This is a genomic window from Streptomyces sp. NBC_00873, assembly GCF_045207415.1.
Classification (GTDB): Bacteria; Actinomycetota; Actinomycetes; order Streptomycetales; family Streptomycetaceae; genus Streptomyces.
Window position 1 is genome coordinate 2,130,280 of record NZ_CP108803.1, and the last position, 18,432, is coordinate 2,148,711.

At 68.4% G+C, this 18,432-nt stretch carries 16 protein-coding genes and 3 pseudogenes; 12 read left to right on the plus strand and 7 right to left on the minus strand.

The window, feature by feature from the left end:
* Position 1 precedes the first annotated feature (1 nt).
* Genes OH809_RS09670 through OH809_RS09680 form a run of 3 tightly spaced genes read right to left on the minus strand, consistent with a single transcriptional unit; the run spans position 2 to position 2,413 of the window.
* Positions 2–394, minus strand: coding sequence for a DUF742 domain-containing protein (locus OH809_RS09670; RefSeq protein ID WP_406422803.1), 393 nt, complete (start codon positions 392–394; stop codon positions 2–4).
* On the minus strand, positions 387–1,229 hold the full coding sequence (locus OH809_RS09675; RefSeq protein ID WP_406422802.1) for a roadblock/LC7 domain-containing protein: 843 nt from the start codon (positions 1,227–1,229) through the stop codon (positions 387–389). The genes OH809_RS09670 and OH809_RS09675 overlap by 8 nt, the downstream gene beginning before the upstream one ends.
* Positions 1,226–2,413, minus strand: a complete 1,188-nt coding sequence (locus tag OH809_RS09680) for an ATP-binding protein (protein ID WP_406422801.1) — start codon at positions 2,411–2,413, stop codon at positions 1,226–1,228. Before OH809_RS09680 ends, OH809_RS09675 begins: the two co-directional genes overlap by 4 nt.
* A gap of 824 nt (positions 2,414–3,237) precedes the next feature.
* Between OH809_RS09680 and OH809_RS09685 the strand changes: the two genes are divergently transcribed.
* Together OH809_RS09685 and OH809_RS09690 are read left to right on the plus strand one after the other, a co-directional pair.
* Entirely contained in the window at positions 3,238–4,005 is a 768-nt protein-coding gene (locus OH809_RS09685) for an SDR family NAD(P)-dependent oxidoreductase (RefSeq protein WP_406422800.1), read from the plus strand.
* A gap of 482 nt (positions 4,006–4,487) precedes the next feature.
* Complete coding sequence (locus tag OH809_RS09690) at positions 4,488–4,982, plus strand: hypothetical protein (protein ID WP_406422799.1); 495 nt, start codon at positions 4,488–4,490, stop codon at positions 4,980–4,982.
* A 13-nt stretch (positions 4,983–4,995) separates the two neighbouring features.
* Here OH809_RS09690 and OH809_RS09695 read toward each other — a convergent pair whose 3' ends face one another.
* Positions 4,996–6,030 (minus strand): Lrp/AsnC family transcriptional regulator, encoded by a 1,035-nt coding sequence (locus OH809_RS09695; protein WP_406422798.1) that lies wholly within the window; start codon positions 6,028–6,030, stop codon positions 4,996–4,998.
* 131 nt (positions 6,031–6,161) lie between these two features.
* Between OH809_RS09695 and OH809_RS09700 the strand changes: the two genes are divergently transcribed.
* The 6 genes from OH809_RS09700 to OH809_RS09725 all read left to right on the plus strand — a co-directional run bounded on the left by OH809_RS09700 (position 6,162) and on the right by OH809_RS09725 (position 11,584).
* Positions 6,162–6,374: a hypothetical protein gene (locus tag OH809_RS09700; RefSeq protein ID WP_406422797.1), complete on the plus strand. Its 213-nt coding sequence runs from the start codon at positions 6,162–6,164 to the stop codon at positions 6,372–6,374.
* Positions 6,374–7,858, plus strand: coding sequence for a sodium:solute symporter (locus OH809_RS09705; protein WP_406422796.1), 1,485 nt, complete (start codon positions 6,374–6,376; stop codon positions 7,856–7,858). The genes OH809_RS09700 and OH809_RS09705 overlap by 1 nt, the downstream gene beginning before the upstream one ends.
* A gap of 10 nt (positions 7,859–7,868) precedes the next feature.
* Positions 7,869–9,533 carry an amidohydrolase gene (locus tag OH809_RS09710; protein ID WP_406422795.1) on the plus strand — a complete coding sequence of 555 codons (1,665 nt, stop codon included), beginning with the start codon at positions 7,869–7,871 and terminating at the stop codon, positions 9,531–9,533.
* 22 nt (positions 9,534–9,555) lie between these two features.
* Positions 9,556–9,759: a hypothetical protein gene (locus tag OH809_RS09715; protein ID WP_406422794.1), complete on the plus strand. Its 204-nt coding sequence runs from the start codon at positions 9,556–9,558 to the stop codon at positions 9,757–9,759.
* 263 nt (positions 9,760–10,022) lie between these two features.
* Entirely contained in the window at positions 10,023–10,430 is a 408-nt protein-coding gene (locus OH809_RS09720) for a YciI family protein (RefSeq protein WP_406422793.1), read from the plus strand.
* An 8-nt stretch (positions 10,431–10,438) separates the two neighbouring features.
* Positions 10,439–11,584, plus strand: a complete 1,146-nt coding sequence (locus OH809_RS09725; protein ID WP_406425268.1) for an RNA polymerase sigma factor — start codon at positions 10,439–10,441, stop codon at positions 11,582–11,584.
* A 281-nt stretch (positions 11,585–11,865) separates the two neighbouring features.
* On the opposite strand, the pseudogene OH809_RS09730 reads toward OH809_RS09725, so the two are convergent.
* A pseudogene (locus tag OH809_RS09730) lies at positions 11,866–12,075 on the minus strand (peptide-methionine (R)-S-oxide reductase); the annotation flags it as partial.
* A gap of 7 nt (positions 12,076–12,082) precedes the next feature.
* On the opposite strand from OH809_RS09730, the gene OH809_RS09735 reads away from it, so the two are divergent.
* The 3 genes and pseudogenes from OH809_RS09735 (at position 12,083) to OH809_RS09745 (ending at position 16,738) form a co-directional block, all read left to right on the plus strand.
* Positions 12,083–13,639 carry a recombinase family protein gene (locus tag OH809_RS09735; protein ID WP_406422792.1) on the plus strand — a complete coding sequence of 519 codons (1,557 nt, stop codon included), beginning with the start codon at positions 12,083–12,085 and terminating at the stop codon, positions 13,637–13,639.
* A gap of 849 nt (positions 13,640–14,488) precedes the next feature.
* Positions 14,489–15,677 (plus strand): annotated as a pseudogene (locus tag OH809_RS09740) (ISL3 family transposase); the annotation flags it as partial.
* Between the two features lie 377 nt (positions 15,678–16,054).
* Positions 16,055–16,738 carry an SDR family NAD(P)-dependent oxidoreductase gene (locus OH809_RS09745; RefSeq protein ID WP_406422791.1) on the plus strand — a complete coding sequence of 228 codons (684 nt, stop codon included), beginning with the start codon at positions 16,055–16,057 and terminating at the stop codon, positions 16,736–16,738.
* Between the two features lie 188 nt (positions 16,739–16,926).
* Here OH809_RS09745 and OH809_RS09750 read toward each other — a convergent pair.
* A pseudogene (locus OH809_RS09750) lies at positions 16,927–17,178 on the minus strand (pyridoxamine 5'-phosphate oxidase family protein); the annotation flags it as partial.
* A gap of 133 nt (positions 17,179–17,311) precedes the next feature.
* On the opposite strand from OH809_RS09750, the gene OH809_RS09755 reads away from it, so the two are divergent.
* On the plus strand, positions 17,312–17,479 hold the full coding sequence (locus OH809_RS09755; RefSeq protein ID WP_406422790.1) for a hypothetical protein: 168 nt from the start codon (positions 17,312–17,314) through the stop codon (positions 17,477–17,479).
* Between the two features lie 25 nt (positions 17,480–17,504).
* Here OH809_RS09755 and OH809_RS09760 read toward each other — a convergent pair whose 3' ends face one another.
* Complete coding sequence (locus OH809_RS09760; RefSeq protein WP_406422789.1) at positions 17,505–18,416, minus strand: LLM class flavin-dependent oxidoreductase; 912 nt, start codon at positions 18,414–18,416, stop codon at positions 17,505–17,507.
* Positions 18,417–18,432: the final 16 nt, after the last annotated feature.

Below are 18,432 nucleotides of genomic sequence, written 5' to 3' on the forward strand. Positions count from 1 at the left end.
GTTACGCTCCGAATCGATTCTTCAGGCCCTCGAGCACGGCGCTGACCAGTTCTCTGTCGACACGTTCGGCGCGCGGTATCGGTCTCCTCACGAGGATGAGACTGTCCTCCTCCAACTGCGCCAGCAGGATGCGGACGATACCCAGGGGCAGGTGCGTGTGCCCTGCCACCTCGGCCACGGACAGGAAGCCGCTCGCGACCAGGTCCATGACCTGCCCCGCTTCCGGGGACATCGTGCGCGCCGCGACCGGTCCGTCCTCTGCTGCCGCCGTCACGAGCGTCGTGTGCTCGTACTCGTGGTCCGGGGGCAGCGCTCGTCCGTTCGTGATCACGAAGAGGGGGACTAACGGAGACGTCAGTTCCAGCTCTTCATCCTGTTCGGGCCCGTCAGGCATGGCCTGTCCCCTTCCCCGGTGTCGCCGCCGCGGTCAGTCTGGGAACCACCTCGTGCAGACGCGTGGTGAACTCCTCTATGTCGCAGTCGTGTTCGGCGGCAGCGGCCAGGAAGGCACCGGGGCCGGCCGCCATCAGGAAGATCCAGCCGTGCTGGAACTCGATGACCGTCTGACGCCATTCCGCGTCCTCGAGGGCCCCCGCGAACTGGGAGGTGACCCGGCTGTAGGCGTGGATGCCCGTCATGGCCGCGGAGATCGTGTCCGCGAGGTCGCGGCTCATCCCGTTGGTCGCCCCGCGGGGAAGGCCGTCCGATCCCAGCAGCACCGCGTGGCGGGCACCCTTGACCTCGGACATCACCTGGTCGAGCTCACCAAGAACAAATCCCGCGTCACCGGAGCCCTGCTGCCGGGGGGCGCTCCCCCGCGCACTTCCGGCGTCCTCGGCGCTCACCCTCGGCGGCGAGGTGAGGTTGTTGCCCAGCCGGGCAACAAGGCGGTGCATGCGGAAGGAGATCTGCTGCATGTCCACATCGGGCGCGGCTGCGGCGGCGAGGTAGGCGCCCTGCCCTGCCCCGATCAGGAAGCTCCAGCCATGCGAGAACTCGATGACGGTCTGGTTCCACTGCCGGTCCTCCTCCGGTCCGGCGAAGTGGGCCGTCGCCCGGCTGAGCGACTGCATCCCGGCCATGGCGGCGGAGATGGTGCGCACATCCTTCTCGGCCAGGCCTTCCGTCGCGCCGCGAGGAAGGCCGTCCGCGGACAGCAGGACGGCGTGCCGTGCACGGGGCACGTTGTGCACGATGTCCTCGAGCATCCACGACAGGTCTGCGGTCATGCGTCTTCGGACCCTTCGAGCGAGGTGGCGTCAAGGTTGCGGCCGGAGAGCGTGCCGCGCTGGAAGGCCCCCAGGCTGCGCCCGGAAGCGCGGCCTGTCTCCCCCAGGGTCCGCGGCGCCGACGAGGTGGTGTCGGGATCGGGGACGCTCGCGATGGGCGCCTGGCGTGCGCCGCGCTTGGGCAGACCGTGCATCGTGCGCGACGTCGCGCTCTGGGGCCGGCTCTCGGTGGCGTGCCGGATATTGCTGACCGGAGCCTCCTGGGCGGGCGGTATCTCCTCCATGGTCCACAGCTCCTCGGGCAAGAGGACGACGGCCCTGACGCCGCCGTATCGGGAGACTCCGGTGACGTCCACCTTGAAACCGTGCTGACGCGCGATCAGGCCGACGACCGGGAAGCCGAACTTCGGCTGAGTCCCGAGCTGCGACAGATGGGGGGCGACTTCTCCGGAGAGCAGCGCGGTCGCCCGCTGCCGCTCTTCGTCGTTCATGCTGACACCGGCGTCGTCGATGACGATGCACAGGTTGTTCTGGATGCGCTGGAACGTCACCTCGATCGGCGCGTCTTGCTGCGAGAAGCTGGCAGCGTTGTCAAGCAGCTCCGCCACGGCGAGGGCGACGGGCGCCACCGCGGACGCCTTCAGGGCGAGACCGGTCTGCTGCATGATGGCGACCCGGTGGAAGTTGCGGATCTGGCCCTGGGCACTGCGCACCACGTCGTAGACGCTGGCGGGCCTGTTCCGACGGCCGAGCGGCGCACCGCACATGACGGCGATGCCCTGAGCCTTGCGCGCCATCTGGGCGTTGGCGTGGTTGACGTCCAACAGGTCGCTGAGGACGGCGTGTCCACCGTACTTGCGCTGGATGCCGTCCAGAAGTGTCGTCTGCTCGGCCGCGAGGCTCTGCAGGAAGCTGGCGGCACCCTTGAGGACGGCCTTGGTGTTCTCCTCCGCCGCTTCCTTGGCTTCGCGGAGCGTGGCGTCCTGCTCGTTCCGGAACCTCTGCAGCTCGGCGCGCGACGAGTGCAGGTGGCTGTCTGTCGTGAGTAGCTGGCGCCTCAGTTCGGCCTCGGTATGCTGCTTCTTCGCCCCCAGTGCTCTGTTGCGGGCGACGAGTGCCACGACCGCGACAACGGCTATCGCCGCCACCGCAACCAAGCACCACACAAGTGCGTCTCGATTCATGGAAACCTTTCCCGGCGCATGGCATGCGGACGGCTGCGGATACACCTCGCGAGGACCCGCAACACAGCTGATCGGCACGGTTCACCTGCTGTTAAGCGGAAAGCCTGCCGCCGATCGCAAATCAGCATCTGCGTCAAGTGGATCAAGATCACAGATGCAGGGATGCTATCACCGGACCTTCGCCTCCTCGGACGCCTGCTATGGCGCCGCATACGCCCAACACAGCTGCCGCAGCAGCGGGTTGACATGACCTTTCGACCCCGCATCTGCCATCCGCCACCCCTCTCGCCACCGATCTGTCAATCGGTTCTCCATAAGTGGAGTGACAATCTCTCACATCGCTCTGAGGCACCGTCAACCGGACCCCTGAAGGACCTCATCGGCAGGTGACAGCGCCCAGTTCATAGGTGCCGGGCGCGTGTTGTATGCCCGGCGGGAGAACGCCCGCCCGGACGCCCGGGGATCCCCGGATGCACCCTGCACTTTCCGCACAGGCCGATTGGCACGGCAGCGATCCCGTGCCCGAGCCACCGACCGAGCAGAGGCGAGGGTGAGGTCCGACCCAGTGCTCCGCCACTCACGCTGACGGATGATTCCTGCGGGATGCTCGGAACCTTTCGGTGAGCGCACCGGTGGCACCATCCCGCTACAATCCCCACGCTCAAGCCGTTGACCAGGACACACGCCGAAGTCCGGCTGCAGTACCAGAAGGTGTGGGGCGCCGGCCGCAGCGGTGGACTCGCCGCCCGTCGTGTCCTGGCTGGTCGTGGAGACCCGGGCCAATTCAGTTGGCAACAGCGCGCCCATGTCATGAACTTGAGCCCATGACATACACGACTCATCTTCCACGCACGGCCATTGTCACCGGCGCAGCACGCGGCATCGGTGCCGCGGTGGCCAGGCAGCTGGCCCGCGACGGCCTCGCGGTCGGTGTGATCGACCTGGACGAGGCGGACTGCGCCGGCACCGTGCAGGCCATCAAGGACGACGGCGGGTCGGCGACGGCGGTCGCCGCCGACGTCGCGGACGAAGCGGCGGTGACCGCCGCCGTCGCCCGGGTCGCCGCCGAGCTCGGCCCGCCGACGGTGCTGGTCAACAACGCCGGCGTCGGTCCCCGTGCCGACCTCGTGGAGATGACCACGGAGCAGTGGGACGCGGTCCTGGGGGTCAATCTGCGCGGCCCGTTCCTCGTCACCCGGGCTGTCGCCCCCCACATGATCGCGGCCGACTGGGGGCGGATCGTCACCATGTCGAGCATCTCCGCGGTCGGTGACGCCGCCCGTGTCGACTACAGCAGCGCGAAGGCGGGGCTGCTCGGCTTCACCAAGTCGCTCGCCCTGCAGCTCGGCCGGCACGGCATCACCGCCAACGCGATCGCCCCGGGCTTCGTGGTGAGCGACATGACCAGGACCTCGGCCCGCCGGCTGGGCCTCGGCTTCGAGGAGTTCCAGCGCAACGCGGCGCAGTCCATTCCGGTCGGAAGAGTGGGTCAGCCGGAGGACATCGCCCATACGGCGTCCTACCTCGTGAGCCCCGGGGCGGGGTTCGTCTCCGGCCAGGTCATCTATGTGGCGGGCGGGCCGGTCGACTGAGAAGCCGTTGTCGTACCGATGACCGTGCTTGGCCGGTCGGACCGGGTTGTGGTTCGGGCGGGTCGCGAACGACACGTGATCACCGACTGCCTCGGCCTGCTCCTCTTCGTCGAAGTCACCGCCGCGCACACCGGCGACCGCGAGGCCTCGGGAGGCCATCGTCCCGGAGTTTCGGCGGTGTGGCGGGCGGGCCGTGCGGCCCGCCCGCCCGCTGGATGCCGTACGCGAGGCCGTTCCACTCCACGAACCGCCGGGCCGAACTCCGGATCCGCCGCGGTCGGTTCATACGGCTCCAGCACCCAGCGCCGCTCGGGGTGCGGCGCGAACAGCGCGTACGGGAAGTCGCGGTCGACTCCTGAGCGTCTGCCCCCGGCCGGGCAGGTGGCACGGACCGCCCGGGGCGCCGGGTACCGTGGAACCTGCCGATCTCGTGGACCTCCTTGCGGGCTGCGTGACCCCCCGTAGGAACAGATGAGGAACCGATGACGACGAACCGCGGACGCAAAGACGTCATCCGCGACCGGATGGCCGCCACCGGCGAGTCGTACAACGTCGCCGCCCGCAATCTGAAGGCGATGAAGGACATGGGCGCCACCCGTGACGCCGTCCTCACGCAGCGCTGGCGCCCGGCGGACTCGCTCGACGTGCCGTGCCCCTGCGGCGGGACCTGCGAGCCCGGCGAGACGTGCGACCACTGCCATGCCCGGCACCGGCACGTGGCGCGCTACCCCGGCAGCGTCACGGATGTGGAGACGTGGGCGGACCGGTACGACTGCATGGGGTGCTCGTCCTCGTACACGCTGGCCGTCGTCCTGCACGGCCGCCCCTGGGGCGTCGCCGAGACCGTGGTCCAGGGCGGGGCGGCCGAGCCGGTGATCAGGGCACGCGTGTTTCCCGGCGTCGCCCACCCGCTGCTGCGCCCCGAGAGCCCCGAGGACGACTGCGAACAACCAGCTCAGGGCACGAATTCTCACTGAGTACCAACCGCCGTCACACCATGGCTGGGGCACGCCACAGGTCGATGGGGACCGGGCGCACCGCCCGGCCTTCGTCGTCCAGGATCCAGCCCATCCGTTTGAAGTTCGCCAGCGTGAGCGACCGGTCGGTCACCGTGATCTCCGGGAACCGTTCCACCAGGTACTCCTCCAAGCGTCGGCTGTCCGGCACCGACCGCACCCAGCCGTTGACCACCAGGTTGTGTGCCGAGGAGATCGAGGCGCACATCCGAACCGACGGCACCCCGGACAGCCCGGAAGCCACTCGCGCCAATGCGGCCGACCGGACGTTCACCCGGTAGGTGACGAACACCGGGTAGTTGGACCGCGAGTGCGCGATCTCGCACCGCGGCAGCAGCACGCCGGTGCGCAGAAGCCGCGTGGTGCGCCGCCGGGCGGTTGACTCGCTCATCCCCGTGAGCTGCGCCAGCTCCTGATAGCCGAGCCGTCCATCGCGGCCGAGCGCCAGCATCAGCGGGATGTCCTCCGCCGCGGGGGTGGGGTCGGACGCCTGGACCGCCAGGTCGTCGCGACCGTCGCGCATCACCTGCCGCTGGTTGATGTCAAGGGCCCGCAGGTCCCAGCGGGAGCCCTCCGTGAGCAGCTCGGTGACGATCTGGCTGCGGGTGGCCAGCACCCCGTCCAGCCGGCCGATCACCTCGGTGAGCAGCCGGGAGAGCGCCGCCAGATCCGAGACCAGCGCGGTGAGCAGAAGGTCCTGCCGCCCCGAGGTGTGCTCCACGCTGGCCACCTGTGGCTGCTCCACCAGCCCGGCCACCACCGAGGACAGCCGCGAGGGCACGCAGTCCACCTCGACGAATGCCACCACATGGTGTCGGGCGACGAAGTCGCCGCCGTACGCGGTCACCCAGGCCAGTCCGGTCTTCCGCAGCCGCTCCCAGCGCCGGGCGGCGGTGACCGGGCTGATGCCCAGTGCCCGGCCGACCAGTGCCCAGGAGGCCCGCGGGGCGGACTGCAGCGCGGTGACGAGCGCAAGGTCCGTCTCGTCCAGGTCGGCGGAAAACTTCATGCACGCCATCTGAACGCCGGTTTGCTGCGAAATCAAGACCTGAATGCCAGCGCGGTCCGATGCTGCTGCGATCCGATCCTGCCCCGCAAGCAACGCGGGCTGGAGCCCTTTCCGGAATCCGGAGCACGAACATGCCCCTTGCGCTGACATTTCTCGCGGTGCCCGTGGTGGCGCTGCTGGCGGCCGTATGGCTGCCCTTCGTGAACGGCCCCCAGCTATGGCTGGGGTTGCCCTCGCTGCTGGTCTGGTCCGTCGGGTGGGTACTCGCACTGACCCCCACGCTGGCCTATGTGGAGCGCTGCCGCCTCAAGGCGGCCGCCGCTCTGACCGGGGAGGAGCTCTGATGTCCGTCACCCTGTTCGTCTGCGTCCTGGGCATGGTCGCCATCGGCGCCCTCGGCGTGCTCGGCCGCCGCCGGCCCGCTGCCAGCCTGGAGGAGTGGAGCGTCGGAGGACGCAACTTCGGTGCCTTCACGACCTGGCTGCTGCAGGCAGGCGAGATCTACACCACCTTCACCTTCCTCGGCCTTGCCGGACTTGCCTTCACCTCGGGTGTGGCAGTCACCTACGCACTGCCCTACCTGCCGCTCGCCTATGTCGGTCTCTACGTCATCGCCCCCGTCATCTGGCGGCTGGGACGCGACCGCGGCTATCTCACCCAGGGCGACTTCTTCGCCGACCGCTACGGAAGCCGGCTGTTCGGCGGGCTCACCTCTCTCCTCGGCGTCGTCTTCCTGGTGCCGTATCTGCAACTGCAGATCACCGGACTCGGTCTGGTCATCGAGCTGGCCACCGGCAACGAGGGCGCCGGCACCCCCGCCATGATCGCGGCTTCGGTGCTGGTGGCCGCCTTCGTGCTGTGGTCCGGCATCCAGGGCGTCGCCAAGGCGGCCTACCTCAAGGACGGCCTGATGGTCGTCGCGCTGCTGGTGCTGCTGGTGATGGTCCCCGCGCACTTCAACGGCGGCATCGGCCACCTCGGCGCCCAACTGCGCGACCACCACTCGGAGCTGCTGAGCGTGCCCGCCGCCGGGGCGCACGGACAGGTGTGGTTCTTCACCTCCATGCTCACCAGTTTCTTCAGCATCCTCTTCCTGACGATGCCGCAGAGCTGGCCCGCCCTGATGGCGGCCGGCAGCGAGCGGGCGCTGCGCCAGAACAGCATCTGGATGCCGGTGTACAGCGCCACCCAGGCCATCCCGATGATCGTCGGCTTCACCGCGCTGACCACGCTCAGCGGCGCGGCCTCGCCCGCCGCCAACGGCGTCCTGCTCCAGCTGGCCTCCGGCGCGATGCCCGACTGGCTGCTCGGCGTCATCGCTGTGGCCGCCGCCGCGACCGCCATGGTGCCCTCCGCGGGCATCGTGCTCGGCATGTCCACCCTGGTCGCCCGCAATGTGCTGCGCCCGCGCGACGCCCGCTCCGGGCTGCTGGTCAACCACGGCATGGTCGTCATCGCCATCGCCCTCGCGCTGGTGCTCGCGATCACCCGCCCGGACGCACTGGCCAACCTGCTGCTGCTCACGTACAGCGGCCTGGGACAGATGGCGCCCGCCACCGCCGCCGCACTCACCCGCCGCCCGCTGCTGCGCGCCTGGTCGGCCGGCGCCGGCATCGTCGCCGGCGAGGCGGTACTGATCTGGCTCACCTTCGGCAGCTCCTACCACGGCGCCATCAGCACCGGGCTGATCTCGCTGGCCGTCAACGTCGTGGTCGCGGTCGCCGTGGAGCTCGTGCTGCGGGCCTGCGGCGGTGCGCCCGTACTCCAGGACGAGCCGTCCGCCCCCGCATCCGCATCCGCATCCGCATCCGCATCCGCCGCAGTCTGAGGAGCCCGCCATGACGACACCGACCGCCTTTCCACAATCCGCCCACCCGGCTTCGGCCGCCGCACCGTACCGGCCGGAGAAGGTGCGGATCTTCCACGCCCGCGCGATCACCACCCTTGCCGGACCTCAGACCCAGGCCCTCGCCGTCCTGGCCGGCCGGATCGTTGCCACCGGAGGTCCGGCCGAGCTGTCCGCGGCCTTCCCCGCCGCCGAGCGCATCGACCTCGGTGACGGCCACGTCGTACCCGGCTTCCACGACGCGCACTGCCACCCCTCCGGCCTCGCCGAGGCCAAGCTGGGCCTCCACCTGGGCAGCGGAGACACCTCCGTACCGCCGCGCGAGCGCATCACCGCCGCCGTCGCGGCCACCCCGCCCGGCGGCTGGGTGACCGCTGAGGGCTACGACCCGCGCGCCGACCCCGAGGGCCGACTCGACCGTGCCGCCCTGGACGCCCTGGCCCCGGGCCGCCCGGTGGTGGTCCTCCACTTCTCCTACCACATGGCCATCGCCAACTCGCCCGCGCTGGAACTCGCCGGATTCCACGACCACGATCCCGCGCCGGCAGGCGGCGACCTGGGCCGGGACGCCACCGGGCGGCTGGACGGCTGGATGTACGAGCGGGCCTGGTTCGACCAGTGGTACCGGGCCGTCGGTGACCCCGAGTTCCTGCCCAGCCACAGCATCGAGGATCTCGTCGAGCCACTGGGAGAGGTCTGTACCGATCTGCACGCCACCGGCATCACCTCCTGGTGCGACGCCTTGGTCACTCCCAAGGAGCTGCGGCTGTACCAGCTCGCGTCCGAGCGCGGCCGACTGACCGCCCGGGTCGGCATGCTGCTGTGGTACCGGTACCTGGACGAACTGCGCCGGGTCGGGCTGCGCGCGGGTTTCGGCGACGAGTGGGTGCGGGTGGTCGGCGTCAAGCTGATGGCTGACGGCGCGCTGGCAGGCGGTACCTGTCTGTGCAGCAGGCCGTACCGGGCGGAGACCGGCGGTGACAACGGCATCCAGGTGATGGGCGACGAGGAGCTGGCAGCCATGGTGGAGGCGGCGCACGCTGCCGGGCTCCGGGTCGGCGTCCATGCCAACGGCGACCTGGCGGTCGGCAAGGTGCTGGACGCCATCGAGCGGGCCCGCGCCCTGCACCCGCAGAACACGGTCAACCACCGGATCGAGCACTGCAGCCTGGTGGACGACGCCCTGGTCGAACGGATCCGACGCAACGGGGTCACCCCCGTCCCGTTCGGCGCCTTCGTCCACGGACATGGCGCCAAGCTCAGCGCCTACTACGGCGCCGAGCGCGCCGAGCGGGCGTGTGCGCACCGCACCCTGCTGGACGCCGGCATCACGGTCGCGGGATCCTCTGACTACCCGGCCGGGCCGCTCAATCCGCTGCTCGCCGTCCAGACAATGGTCACCCGGCGCACCGCCGAAGGCCGGGTACTCGGCGCCGACCAGCGGCTGACGGTCGCCCAGGCACTCGAGGTGTACACGGTCGGGTCCGCGTACGCCACAGGTGAGTCCCGCCTCAAGGGCCGCCTGGCACCGGGGATGCTCGCCGACTTCGTGGTGCTGGGCGCCAGCCCGTTCGGCACCGACCCGGACGGTATCTCCGAGATCCCCGTCCGCTCCACCTGGGTCGGCGGCCGCCGGATGTGGTCCGCCGATTCCTGAGGCCGGGGCCAGGCGGCCAACAGTGGCGGCGGGCGCCGACGATGCCTCACCCGAGCAGGCACGCATGTGGGCCCTACGGGCGGTGGATGCCACGCCGCCCGGACATCGGCTTGCCGGGGCAGAGCCGCATCCCCACCTTCCCGACGAACCGATGCACCTGGCCGCGGCCTTCCATCCCGGCGTCGCCCACCCGCTGCTGCGCCCCGAGAGCCCCGAGGACGACTGACCGGCTGCGGGCGGACCTGCTCCCGCAGCCGTACCCCCGCGGGTCGTCCGATGGCCTCATTCAGTTGTTTGGTCGCTGCTGATCCCGGAAGGCCTCGCTCCGTCTCGCCCTCGCGCCGTGGACCCGGACACCGCGAGACGGCTCACCCACGCTCATCCACGAGAGCCAAAAAAAACGGACGGCGATGTCGAGAACCCGTGACCGGCTCCGTCCCCGCGGTGAACGCGACCACAATGGGTCGCACCAGCATCGAGGAGAAACCCATGGCCAAGTACTTGCTGCTCAAGCACTACCGCGGCGCTCCGGCTCCGGTCAACGACGTGCCCATGGACCAGTGGACGCCGGAGGAGATCTCGGCGCACGTGCAGTACATGAACGACTTCGCGGCCCGGCTCGAGAAGACCGGCGAGTTCGTCGACGGTCAGGCGCTCGCCCCCGAGGGGACGTTCGTCCGGTACGACGGCGAGGGGCGCCCGCCGGTCACCGACGGCCCGTTCGCCGAGACCAAGGACCTCATCGCCGGCTGGATGGTGATCGACGTCGACAGCTACGAGCGCGCCATCGAGCTGGCCGGGGACCTGTCGGCCGCCCCTGGGGCGGGCGGGAAGCCGATCCACGAGTGGCTCGAGGTGCGCCCGTTCCTGGCCTGCCCGCCCACCATCACGGAGTGACCTCATCGATGAACGAGGCCCTGCTCCGGAGCCTCACGCCGAGCGTGCTCGGGATCCTCGTCCGCCGCGGAGCCGACTTCGCGGCGGCCGAGGACGCCGCACAGGACGCGCTGGTCGAGGCGGTCCGCGTCTGGCCGGCCGACCCACCGCGGGACCCGAAGGGCTGGCTGGTCACCGTGGCCTGGCGCCGGTTCCTCGACGCGACCCGGGCGGACGTCGCCCGCCGCCGGCGTGAGGATCTCGTCGACGAGGAGCCGACGCCCGGGCCCGCGCCCGCGGTGGACGACACGCTCCAGCTCTACTTCCTGTGCGCCCACCCGTCGCTGACGCCGTCGTCCGCGGTCGCGCTCACGCTGCGTGCCGTCGGCGGGCTGACCACCCGCCAGATCGCCCAGGCCTACCTGGTGCCCGAGGCGACCATGGCGCAGCGCATCAGCCGTGCCAAGCGCACCGTCTCCGGCGTGCGGTTCGACCAGCCCGGCGACGTCGCCACCGTGCTGCGTGTCCTCTACTTGGTCTTCAACGAGGGCTATTCCGGCGACGTCGACCTCGCCGCCGAGTCCATCCGGCTCACCCGGCAGCTCGCGGCCGCGATCGACCACCCCGAGGTGGCGGGGCTGCTCGCCCTCATGCTGCTCCACCACGCCCGGCGCGCCACCCGGACCGCGCCCGACGGCAGCCTGGTGCCGCTCGCCGAGCAGGACCGCGGCCGGTGGGACACCGAGTCGATCGCCGAGGGCGTCGAGATCCTGCAGGCGGCCCTCGCCCGCGACCGGCTGGGCGAGTTCCAGGCCCAGGCCGCCATCGCGGCACTCCACGCTGACGCGCCCACCGCCGAGGAGACTGACTGGGTGCAGATCGTCGAGTGGTACGACGAGCTCGCGCGCCTGACCGACAGCCCGGTCGTCCGGCTCAACCGCGCAGTGGCCGTCGGCGAGGCCGACGGACCGCGCGCCGGGCTGGCGGCGCTCGCGGCGCTGAACGACTCACTGCCCCGCCACGCCGCGGTGGCGGCGTACCTCCACGAGCGCGACGGCGACCTGGCGACGGCGGCACGGCTGTACGCCGAGGCGGCCCAAAAGGCACCCAACCTCGCCGAGCGCGATTACCTGACGCGCCAGGCCGCCCGGCTCAACGCCCGCCGGTGTCGCTGACGGGTCGTCGCGCTCGGATTTTCCCGCGGCCCCGTACAGTGCGCCGCGCCTGAAGGACGCGCAACGACGGCCGTGGTATTGGCATAGCCGACCAGCCGTCCTGCCGTGGTGCGGGCAGTGACAGGCACCCGGACGCTCGCATCCCGAAATAGCCACGTCGAAATAGAGGTGAGCCCTCCAGGAATTCGGCTCACACAGACCGGGGCCCGGCCTCGGATGGCCCCCCGCTTGACTTGCGGATCTCTTGCGGTCGCCGCCGGGAACTCAGGCCCCCGGGTCCCCTATCCCTCCTCGGGAACCAACCGCAGCGAGATCGAGTTGATGCAGTACCGCTGATCGGTCGGCGTGGGGTAACCCTCGCCTTCGAAGACATGGCCCAGGTGCGAGCCGCAGCGGGCGCAGCGCACCTCGGTGCGGACCATGCCGTGGCTGCGGTCCTGGATCAGTTCGACCGCGTCGGTGTCCTTCGGGTCGTAGAAGGACGGCCATCCTAATTACGTGGATGCACACTACTTCGCCCAGAACGAGACGCCGCCCGAGCGCGTGATCGGCGTGATCCGCCTATCGGACAAGACCGATGTCACCACGTCCCCCAAACGACAACGAGCAAGCATCACCAACGCCGCTGCTGCACGCTCAGCAAAGATCGTCGGCTGGGCAGAAGACATCGACGTTTCAGCGTCGCAAAAGAGTCCGTGGGAGCGCCCCGAGCTGGCCCGCTGGCTGGCCAGGCCTGACGATTGGGACGCCTTGATGTTCTGGCGTCTGGACCGGTTCGTCCGAAAGGTCTCCGACTTCGCCGAGATGATTAAGTGGTGCCACGCACACAACAAAAATCTCATCTCGTCGACGGAGACCATCGACATCCGATCCCCTATCGGCCGTGTCATCGCATACATCGTCTCCGCGTTTGCCGAGATGGAGGCGGAAGCCATCCGCGAGAGGGTGACCGGATCCCACGACTACCTGCGCAGGCACGGTCGGTGGGGCGGTGGCCTTGCCCCGTACGGATACCGCGCAGTACCGACCCCGGACGGGAACGGTGTTCACCTCGTCGAGGACCCACCTGCGGCAGAGATCGTCCGAGAGATCGCGGAACGCGTCATCGCCCGCGAGTCCTACGTAGCGATCGCGGCCGACCTCCAGAAACGAGGAGTGCCCTGCCCCACTAACCAACGACACCTCAACGCCGGCAGGCCGGTCAATCCCAAGATCGCTTGGACCAGTGGCAGTGTTGCGGCCATCATCCAGTCCGAGCGGGTACGTGGCCGGGTGGAACACCACGGGGAAGTCGTCCGCGACGACAAGGCCAACGCCGTGCTACGAGGACCCGAGCTCGTCGATGCGCAAACGTGGCACGCCCTTCAACTCGAATTCCAGAGGCGAGCCCTGCCCGATCAGCGGCGAGCCGCCTCTGCCCACCCCTTGCTCGGAGTCGTCTTCTGCGCCTCATGCAATGACCGCATGTATCAGGGCTGGGCAACAGAGAAGGGACGCAAGGACCGCCGCACCTACGTCTGTCGTTCGCGCTACCGTGGCCGACATTGCCCTGCCCCGACCTCAGTGTCAGCAGACGCCGTCGACAGGTATACGGAGGAGAAATTCCTCGAAATGATTGGTTCATGGCCGGTCAAAACAGAGGCCGTAGATCCCGGCGAAGATCACCGTCAGGAAATCGAGGAGATTGAAAATGCTCTCGATCGGCTCGAGACAGACAGATACGAACGCGGCCTCTTCCGCGGGCCAGAAGGAGCCATTCGCTTCGAACGGCGACACAAGGCCCTTTCGGCCAAGCTGGACGATTTGAAGCAGCGGCCATATCAACCACCTACCAGTAAGTGGGTCGACACGGGTCGCACTTATGTCGAGGAGTGGGCAAACAGCAAGGACTCTATCGAGCGCCGAAACATGCTGATTGGCGCTGGTTGCCGCGTCGACGTGCGACCAACGGGTCGTGGAAAGCGCAACATTGGAAGTCGCCTCTCGTTCTCTCTCGGGAGCAATTCGCAGCAGACCCTCCTACTAACCGGGCAACTATCAGACAACCAGCCGTAGCCTCACGGGAAGCACAGGCCGGGTCCCTGCGACCGGCTATCGCCGGTGTCGCGACATTTCGAGCAGGGCCATCGGAGACACAGCGACACCCTTACCGCCTCCCCCTCCCGGCAGGACAGCTCCCTCAGGAGCCGTCCTGCCGGTTCGACGAAACTCCAGGATGTGGATTGAAAGAAAAAATCACCAGCCTGCGGTAGGTCTCGCAACTGAAAATTCACCAAAATGTACGGGTGGAATCCGTGCCGTGCAATCGCCGCTCCCCGGATAGTTTCAGGACGTCTGCCAGTCGCGGTCCTTGATCGCTGAGACCTGCACAGTCGGATTTCCGTCACGATCGACCCCCGCTCAGGAACGATGACCCTCACTGAAGTGGACGGGGTCACCACCTCGAATGGATAGTTCGCGGATCCGGTACCTCGAATGCATCCGCCCAGCAGATCAGACAAGTTTCTAGCTACCGCCGCATCAGCAGCCTTTACATTCCAGCCTCGTTGGGCCTCAAAAAATTTGCCAGCCGACGTTACACTGTGTAGTTCAACATCCGTAGGCGGCGACACACGAGAAGTAATCGGCTCTCCAGAAAGCGGAAACTCATCACCCATGCCACACTCCCGCATCTCCTTTATTTTCCGCTTACACGACTGATGGAGAACGGCACCCCCAAAGTTGTCACCGGGGGTGCCCAGCGAGTGGTGCGACGCCCGCGGTTCCGGCACCTGAACGCTGGATGTTTCGGCATCCAGGGGAGGTGATCCAGGGCGGCAAAGCGGCAGAACTGCCCCGAGGAGTTCAAGCGGGACGCGGTGGGCCTGGTGCGGTTCTCGCAGACCGGCCCCTGACCGACTCGTATCCGTGGTCAAGGAGTTAGCGGGCCGGGCGGGCGCCCGTCTGTCCGGCGCTCTGGCCGCCGCGGTGTCACGCTCGACCGCACTGCGGATGCTCATGCGGCTGTCTCTGCCCCCGCTCCGGGTCCCACGGGTCCTCGGCGTGGACGACTTCGCCCTCAAGCGCCGACACCGGTACGCCACCGTCCTGATCGACGCCGAGACCGGCGAGCGGATCGACGTGCTCCCCGACCGCAGTGGGAACACCCTCGAGGCGTGGCTGCGCGAGCATCCCGGCGCCGAGGTCGTCTGCCGGGACGGCTCTGCCTCCTACGGCGAGGCCATACGCCGGCCCTGCCCGACGCGGTGCAGGTCAGCGACCGATGGAACCTGTGGCACAACCTCTGCGACAAGGCCCTGGCCGAGGTCCGCTCCCACAGCTCCTGCTGGGCCACCGTCAACCCGCCCCGCCCCGAAGGAGTGCGCGAGCAGACCACCTGTGAACGGTGGCACCAGGTCCACGACCTCCTCGACAAGGGCGTCGGCCTGCTCGAATGCGCCCGCCGCCTCAACCTCGCCCTCAACACCGTCAAGCGTTACGCACGCACCCGGGAACCCGAAGCCATGCGCCGGGCCCCGCGCTACCGACCGACCCTCGTCGACCCCTACCGCGACCACCTACGCACCCGCCGGACGGCCGATCCCGCCGTCCCCGTGCTCCAGCTCTTCCGCGAGATCAAAGAGCTGGGCTACACCCAGCCTCAACCTCCTCTACCGCTACATCACCCAAGGCCGGGCCGAAGGCAACCGGCCGGTCATCACCCCGCGTCGTCTCGCCCGCCTTCTCCTCACTCGTCACGACAACCTGCGTGACAAGAACGCCGAGCTCCTGCGGGAACTCACCGCCGCCTGCCCCGAAATGACCGAACTCACCCGTCTGATCCGAGGGTTCGCCGAGCTCCTCAAACCCTCACCGGGTAACGACGCCAAACCCACCGAGTGGATCACGGCCGTCCGCGCCTGCGACCTTCCCCACCTGCACGCCTTCACCAACGGCCTCGAACTCGACCGCGCCGCGGTCAACGCCGGCCTCACCCTCCCTCACCACAACGGCCGCACCGAGGGCGTCAACACGCGAACAAAAAAGGATCACGAGGCAGATGCACGGCCGAGCCGGGTTCCCCCTGCTCCGCCACCGCATCCTCCTCCAGTGATCACCACACAGTGTCACCACCGATTACGGGACAGAGCCGTTCATTTGACGGACCCCGGAACCTGCATGAGTACCAACATGCCGCCTGAGCAGGTCGGATGATCAACCGGCACCCGCACAGCTCGTCCATCACTGCCATGATGCACGCTTCTCACATCACATATTTTGCATTATGTTATTAATGCGGATCGCCTCTGGGAAGGAGCCAGCGTCGGCTGGACGGGTGGCAGGCAAGGTCGCGCTTGTGGCTGGGGCCAGCCAGGGTCCAGGTAGCGGACATCGAGACGATCACGCATCTGGAGGAGACCGACAACGTCCGGAAAGCCCTCGTCCACATGGCGGGGCAGTAATGAAGGACCATCCCACGGAAGGAGCCGTATGCCGCGAGTACTTGTGACCGGTGCAGCCTCAGGGATCGGAGCCGGAACAGCCGGCTTCCTGGCCCGCAACAGCTGGGAGGTAGTCAAGGCCGACATCGCCGGAGGCGATGACATCGTGAAGCTCGACGTGAGCGACCCAGAGTCGTGGATCGATGTCGTGCGACACGCCGGGCCACTGGACGCGCTGGTCAACTGCGCCGGCATCCGCACCCGCGTCGGGCTCCTGGACCTCACCCTCGAGGTCTGGGAACAGACCCTGCGCGTCAACCTCAGCGGGTGCTTCCTGGGCATCCAGACCTTCGCCCGGAGCCTCATCGACGCGAAGCGCCAGGGCGCGATCGTCAACGTGGCCTCGGTCAACGCGCTCCAGCCAATCAAGGGCCAGCCGCATTACCTCGCCTCGAAGGCAGCCGTGGCCATGCTGACCAAGGGCGCCGCCCTGGAACTCGCGGAGCACCGGATCCGAGTCAACGCCATCGCACCTGGAGCCATCGAGACACCGATGCTCGCCGACCGCTTGGCGCAGCCGGGCCAGCGTGACTGGCTCCTGGGCAAGATCCCATGGGACCGTCTCGGCCAGCCGGAGGACATTGCTGCCGGGATCGCGTATCTGCTCTCCGATGCCGCCGACTACGTGACCGGTGTGGTCCTTCCGATCGACGGCGGGCAGTTGCTCAGCTGACGGGACGGTCCGGCATGGCCAGCGCCCAGAGGTCGTCGGCGGCCTTGCGCTGGTCCATGCCGTAGGCGTCCTGGGTTGAGACGCGGAAAACCACGCGCGGCACTGACAGCCAGGCCGGTCATGCTGCTCATGAGCCCGGGCCTCGGATACCGGTGATGCATCGCGAGGCCGAGCCTGTTCTGCGGATCCGCTACCTCCTCGGCCACTTCGTTGACCAGCACGCAACCGTGGATCGCTTCATGGTCGAACACCGAGATCGAGATGCGAGGGTCTCGGCGCAGGCGCTTGACCAACCCACCAGTCGCGGTGGTTGAGAAGTAGAGGTACTCGCCGTCGTAGTAGTAGCCCATCGGGATGACGAACGGCGAACCGTCCTTCCGGGTGGTGGCCACCGCAGCAAAGCGACCGGGCTCACGTAGATGGGCGATGGGCAGGGCGATTTCAAAGTCAGGGTGATCTTGTAGGCGTGCAGGTCACGGCGGTATGACGATGTTCGGTGGGCGCGCGACGTACGCAACGAAGCTCCGTTGTGCAGGTGACCTTCCCAAGTCGCCTTCGCCCAACGGAGCTTCGATGTGCCGCCAGTCTGTCACTGTCTGCCTGGTCAAGTCGTCCACTCGTCAGCATCGTGCGATCGGCTCGCTGGCCTTGCGACCGTTCGTGGCCGTGATGTCCTTCGCTGCCATCGGGCAGTGGGCCAAGGAGGCGCCGCAGGACGCCCTCGCCCCTGTCCCCGGATAACGCCTTCTTGTGTGTTCGCCCGGGGTCACAGCCAGCTGCGGGTGGCCACGCGCTCCAACGTGCTGATCGCGTCGGCCGCACCCTCGAGCTCGTACGGCATCTCGAGGATCGCCTCGTGGAAGCCCAATTCCGCGTAGCCAGCCAGGTTGTCCTTGGTGATCGCGCCGGACTTCGGATCGGGCCCGGAACCGGGCTTCACGACGAGTTTCAGCTCGTTGAAGTCGCGGTGGGCGTCGTCGCACGCGGCCTTGAGCCGGGCGATGTGGCCCTCCAGCGCCTCAAGGCTCTGTTTCGCGGGGAGCCAACCGTCGCACGTCGACGCGACGAGGCGCATGGCCATCGGACTGAAGCCTCCCCACAGGAACTCGACCGGTGCCGGAGCCGTTGGCAACATGACGAATGGTTTCTCCGCGGGCTGGTCGTCGCCACCGCGCACCACGTAGGTGCGCCGGCCGCGGGTCAGTAGCTCCCTGATCTCGACGATGTCCGCCATGGCCCGGATGCCTCGCTTCTCGAAGGGCATGCCGACAGCGTCGTACTCGTCGCGGAGCCACCCTGTGCCGACACCGAGCGACAGGGGACGTTCGGTGAGCCACGACATGGTGGCGAGCTGCTTGGCGAGCAGGATCGGGTTGCGCAGTGTCGCGATGATGACGCTGGTCCCGAACCGCGCCTCGGGGAGCTGGCCGGCGAGCCAGGTGAGCTGGAGGAGAGGATCGAGCCACCAGGTGTCGGCTCGGAAGGGGCGCTGCCCATCCTCTGTGTGTGGGTACGCCGAGGCGCTGGACTCGGGCAGCAGCACGTGATCGCCCACCCAAAACGAGCTGTAACCGAGTTCGAGTGCGGCGTGGCAGGTCGCGAGCAGCTCGGCTGGGGGCAGCCTCTCGCTGGCAAGGGGAAGTCGAACCCCCACCGGAATGACGGGATTGCTAGCCATGGGCATTCCTCGGTTT

Coding starts and splice junctions, on each gene's coding strand:
- OH809_RS09760 (WP_406422789.1), bottom strand. CDS start 18,416: ATGGCTAGCAATCCCGTCATTCCGGTGGGGGTTCGACTTCCCCTTGCC.
- OH809_RS09755 (WP_406422790.1), top strand. CDS start 17,312: ATGTGCCGCCAGTCTGTCACTGTCTGCCTGGTCAAGTCGTCCACTCGT.
- OH809_RS09680 (WP_406422801.1), bottom strand. CDS start 2,413: ATGAATCGAGACGCACTTGTGTGGTGCTTGGTTGCGGTGGCGGCGATA.
- OH809_RS09685 (WP_406422800.1), top strand. CDS start 3,238: ATGACATACACGACTCATCTTCCACGCACGGCCATTGTCACCGGCGCA.
- OH809_RS09720 (WP_406422793.1), top strand. CDS start 10,023: ATGGCCAAGTACTTGCTGCTCAAGCACTACCGCGGCGCTCCGGCTCCG.
- OH809_RS09700 (WP_406422797.1), top strand. CDS start 6,162: ATGCCCCTTGCGCTGACATTTCTCGCGGTGCCCGTGGTGGCGCTGCTG.
- OH809_RS09745 (WP_406422791.1), top strand. CDS start 16,055: ATGCCGCGAGTACTTGTGACCGGTGCAGCCTCAGGGATCGGAGCCGGA.
- OH809_RS09705 (WP_406422796.1), top strand. CDS start 6,374: ATGTCCGTCACCCTGTTCGTCTGCGTCCTGGGCATGGTCGCCATCGGC.
- OH809_RS09690 (WP_406422799.1), top strand. CDS start 4,488: ATGACGACGAACCGCGGACGCAAAGACGTCATCCGCGACCGGATGGCC.
- OH809_RS09725 (WP_406425268.1), top strand. CDS start 10,439: ATGAACGAGGCCCTGCTCCGGAGCCTCACGCCGAGCGTGCTCGGGATC.
- OH809_RS09675 (WP_406422802.1), bottom strand. CDS start 1,229: ATGACCGCAGACCTGTCGTGGATGCTCGAGGACATCGTGCACAACGTG.
- OH809_RS09710 (WP_406422795.1), top strand. CDS start 7,869: ATGACGACACCGACCGCCTTTCCACAATCCGCCCACCCGGCTTCGGCC.
- OH809_RS09670 (WP_406422803.1), bottom strand. CDS start 394: ATGCCTGACGGGCCCGAACAGGATGAAGAGCTGGAACTGACGTCTCCG.
- OH809_RS09695 (WP_406422798.1), bottom strand. CDS start 6,030: ATGAAGTTTTCCGCCGACCTGGACGAGACGGACCTTGCGCTCGTCACC.